This is a genomic window from Thauera aminoaromatica S2, assembly GCF_000310185.1.
In the GTDB taxonomy this organism is placed as follows: Bacteria; Pseudomonadota; Gammaproteobacteria; order Burkholderiales; family Rhodocyclaceae; genus Thauera; species Thauera aminoaromatica.
Genome location: NZ_AMXD01000222.1, coordinates 1 through 3,904 on the forward strand (window position 1 = coordinate 1; position 3,904 = coordinate 3,904).

Below are 3,904 nucleotides of genomic sequence, written 5' to 3' on the forward strand. Positions count from 1 at the left end.
CCTGCGCGCTCGCTGCGCGCGGGCGCGGCGGCGGGGCTGCGGCCCTGGCCGTTGCGGCCGCCGCGGCGCTGCAGCGGTTCGCGCTGGTGGTCGGCGTCGTGTGCGGCCTCGCCGCCGGCGCTGGGCACGAAGTCCTCGGCCACGGCGCGCTCGATGCGGCGCTTGATGACGCGCTCGATCGCGGTCAACAGTTTGATTTCTTCGTTGTCGACCAGCGAGATCGCATTGCCGGCGGCGCCGGCGCGGCCGGTGCGGCCGATGCGGTGCACGTAGTCCTCGGCGACGTTGGGCAGCTCGAAGTTCACCACCTGGGGCAGCTGGTCGATGTCCAGGCCACGCGCGGCGATGTCGGTGGCCACCAGCACCGGCAGGGAGCCGTCCTTGAACTGGGCCAGCGCGCGCGTACGCGCGGCCTGGCTCTTGTTGCCGTGGATCGCGGCGGCGCCGATGTCGTGCTTGGTGAGGTACTCGGCGAGCTTGTTGGCGCCGTGCTTGGTGCGGGTGAACACCAGCGCCTGGAACCACTGCTTTTCCTTGATCAGGTGGGCGAGCAGTTCGCGCTTCTGCTTCTGGCCGATCAGGTACACCGCCTGGTCGACGCGCTCCGCGGTGGTGTTGCGCGGGGCGACTTCCACTTCTGCCGGGTTGTGCAGCAGGCCGTGGGCGAGCTCGCGGATCTCGTCCGAGAAGGTGGCCGAGAACAGCAGGTTCTGGCGCTTCTTCGGCAGTAGCGCGAGCACCTTGCGGATGTCGCGGATGAAGCCCATGTCGAGCATGCGGTCGGCTTCGTCCAGCACCAGGATCTCGACGCCGGAGAGATCGAGCGTCTTCTGGCCGACGTGGTCGAGCAGGCGGCCGGGGGTGGCGACGAGGATGTCCACCCGCTTCTTCAGTGCGCTGATCTGCGGGTTGATGTTCACGCCGCCGAACATGACCAGCGAGGACAGCGGCAGGTGCTTGCCGTAGGTGTCGACCGACTCCTGCACCTGGGCGGCGAGCTCGCGCGTGGGGGTCAGGATCAGGCAGCGCGGGCGCCCGGGCGGGTGCGGATGGGTGTGGGTCTGCGACAGGATGTGCAGCAGCGGCAGCGTGAAGCCGGCGGTCTTGCCGGTGCCGGTCTGCGCCGCCGCGAGCAGGTCGCCGCCGGCGAGCACCTGCGGGATGGCCTTGGCCTGGATGGGCGTGGGCGTGGAGTAACCCGCCTCGGAGACCGCGCGCAGGATGGGTTCGGCCAGCCCGAGGCTGGCGAAGGTGACTTGGGGATTCATTCGATGGTCCGGCGCAAGCCCGTCGCATGCATCGATGCGACACCAATCCGGGCTGCGGGAGGGATCCGCGCCGCATGGGGGCGAACGGATCGTTGCAGGAAACGCGGCGGGTGACTGGTGCACCGCAGCGAAGCCGGCACTATAAGCGCTCCACACCGGAATGGCGAGCCATTTCGGCCCGCTGGCGACCGCGAATCCGCCCCCGCGGCCTCGGGGGCGCTGGCGAATCTTGCGCTGGATCGTGTCATGGAATGAAGGTTTGGTTACAATCCGACACAACCCGGTTCCCGGCAGGGGTATTCCCGTGCGCGAAATCCAGCTCTCCGAAGACCTCGACGGCCGCTACGATCGGCTCTCCCGCGATCTGGGCGCGCGCGCGCTCGCCGGCCTGCTCGCCGTGTCCGGTTCGATCCTCGTCCTGCTCGGCGGGGCGGTCGTGGGTGCCGTGGCGACCTGGGAGGCGATCGGCCGGGGCACACCGGTGGAAACGCTGTTCTGGGTGCTCTTCATGCTCGGCAGCATCGCCGCGATCTGGGCCACGCTGGCCTCCCTGGCAAGCCTCGCGCCGCGGCCCTGCGGGCTGGCGGTCGCGCGCGAACGGGTGGGCGAGCTCTACGCGCTGGTCGATGCGCTCGCGCACGTGGCGGGGGTGAGCCCGATCCGGCGCATCTACGTGACGGGCGAGATCAACGCCTCGATCGTGCAGCGCCCGCGCCACCTGGGTGTCGGCGAGATGGCGACCGATCTGCTGATCGGCCTGCCGCTGGCCCATGCGCTCGGCCCCCGCCAGCTCGCGGCGGTGATCGCCCACGAGATCGGCCACATGGTCGCACGCCAGCGCGGGATGCACGGCCGGAGCGGTTGGCTGCAGGCGTGGTGGATGCGCACGCTGGACGAGCTTGCGGCCGCGTTGCCGTCCGGCTTTCCCTGGTTCGACCCCCAGGGCGACGCCCTGTGCATGAGGATGCTGCTGCTGGCGCAAATGGAGGAGTACGCCGCCGACCGCACCGCGGTGCGCCTGGTAGGGGCCGAGCTGCTTGCCGGGACCCTGGTCGAGCTCTGCTGCAAGGCGGACTTCCTCGCCAACGACTACCTGCCGCGCGTGCATGCCCTGGCCGAGTGCGACGAGGCGTCTTGCGTGCGGCCCTACCGCGAGATGGGGCACGGCTTTGCCGCCGGCTTCGCCCAATCGAGCGCTGCCATCGATCCGCAGCGCGTGCTGCGCGCGGACGCCGGCGACCCCTTCCACCCCGCGCTGCAGGATCGCCTCGTGGCGATCGGCGTCGCCATGCCCGAGCGGCTGCAGGTGTCGGGTCCTTCTGCGGCGCAGCATTTCTTCGGCGACAGCCTGCCTTTCCTGGCCTGGCATTTCGACCGGATCTGGTTGGAGAGCCTGCGCGACGCTTGCCCGCCGGCGCTCAGTCCGCACGCGCCGGAGCGGGTGCTGCAGGGGGCGTGAGCGCCGCGGAGGCGGCGCCGCGGCGCTTGCGTGCGGTCTCGACCTGGCCGCACAGGCGCGCCGCGCCGTCGAGGATGCGCGGCGTATGGCGCTGGATGAGCTCGGGCGGGATGAAGAACAGGTTGTCGCGGCGCGCGGCCTCGAGCTGCGGCCAGCGCGACCACTGGTCGAGCCACTCCGGACGGGCCTCGCCCATGCCCGAGGCCACGATCACCTCGGGGTTGGCCGCGAGCACCGCCTCGACGCCGATCGTCGGCGTCAGGTGGGCGACCTCGCCGAACACGTTGGCGCCGCCACAGAGGCGGATCACGTCGGCGATCAGGTGGTGGTCGTTCACCGTCATCAGCGGGCGATCCCAGATCTGGTAGAAAACGCGCACCTTGTCGCGTGCCGAATACGTGGCGGCGAGGTGCTCGCGGCGCGCGCGGAAGGCGCTCGCCGCGGCCTGGGCGGCGGGTTCGCTGCCGGCGAGCTGCCCGAGTCGCTCCAGGTTGCGCGCCACGTCTTCCAGGTTGCGCGGCTCGCTCAGGTAGACCGGGATGCCGAGCGCCTGCAGGCGGGCGAGATCGCCTTCGCGGTTGCCGCTCTGCCAGCCGATCACCAGGTCCGGGCGCAGCGCCGCGACCGCCTCGAGGTCGATCCGGGTGTAGCCGCCCACACGCGCGATGCGCTGTGCCGCCTCGGGGTAGTCGCTGTAGTCCACCGCGCCCACCACGCGCTCGCCCGCGCCGGCGGCGAACAGCATCTCGGTGACGTGCGGGGCGAGGCTGACGATGCGCTGCGCCGGCGCGGCCAGCGCGAGCTTGCGGCCGGTGTCGTCCACCAGCTCGACGCCCGCGGCGGAGGCGGGGCCGCCGAGGGCGAGCAGCGTGGCCGCTGCGGCCGAGGCCGCTGCATCGGAAAGACGGCAGGGGAGAGAACTCATCACGGCTCCTTGAGGAGATTCGGGCAGTCTGCGAGGGCGGCCTCCAGCCTCGCCCAGCGAGGCTCGTCCGCGGGCAGGCCGAAGCGCAGCGCGGGCGGGGCGTCGAAGCGGCGCAGCAGGATGCCGCGGCGGGCGAAGGCCGCGTGCACCTGCGCCGCGTGCGGCAGGCGGACGTACTGGAACAAGGCCGGCCCGCAGCTTTCCAGTCCATGCGCCTGCAGCAGGCGGTGCAGGCGCGCGCCCGCGGCGTCC

Annotated in this window: 3 protein-coding genes and 1 pseudogene; 1 reads left to right on the top strand and 3 read right to left on the bottom strand. The window is 71.6% G+C overall.

Annotated features, from left to right (window positions below; all coding sequences use genetic code 11):
- Positions 1 to 1,268, bottom strand: a 1,268-nt coding sequence (locus tag C665_RS18810) for a DEAD/DEAH box helicase (RefSeq protein WP_004326981.1), incomplete at its 3' end; no start/stop codon positions are given.
- Positions 1,269 to 1,572: 304 nt separating this feature from the next.
- Between C665_RS18810 and C665_RS18815 the strand changes: the two genes are divergently transcribed.
- Positions 1,573 to 2,727, top strand: a complete 1,155-nt coding sequence (locus C665_RS18815; protein ID WP_004326982.1) for a M48 family metallopeptidase — start codon at positions 1,573 to 1,575, stop codon at positions 2,725 to 2,727.
- Here C665_RS18815 and C665_RS18820 read toward each other — a convergent pair.
- Positions 2,687 to 3,652, bottom strand: a complete 966-nt coding sequence (locus C665_RS18820) for a cobalamin-binding protein (protein WP_004326983.1) — start codon at positions 3,650 to 3,652, stop codon at positions 2,687 to 2,689. The genes C665_RS18815 and C665_RS18820 overlap by 41 nt on opposite strands.
- Positions 3,652 to 3,904 (bottom strand): annotated as a pseudogene (locus tag C665_RS18825) (threonine-phosphate decarboxylase); the annotation flags it as partial. The pseudogene C665_RS18825 and the gene C665_RS18820, both read right to left, overlap by 1 nt.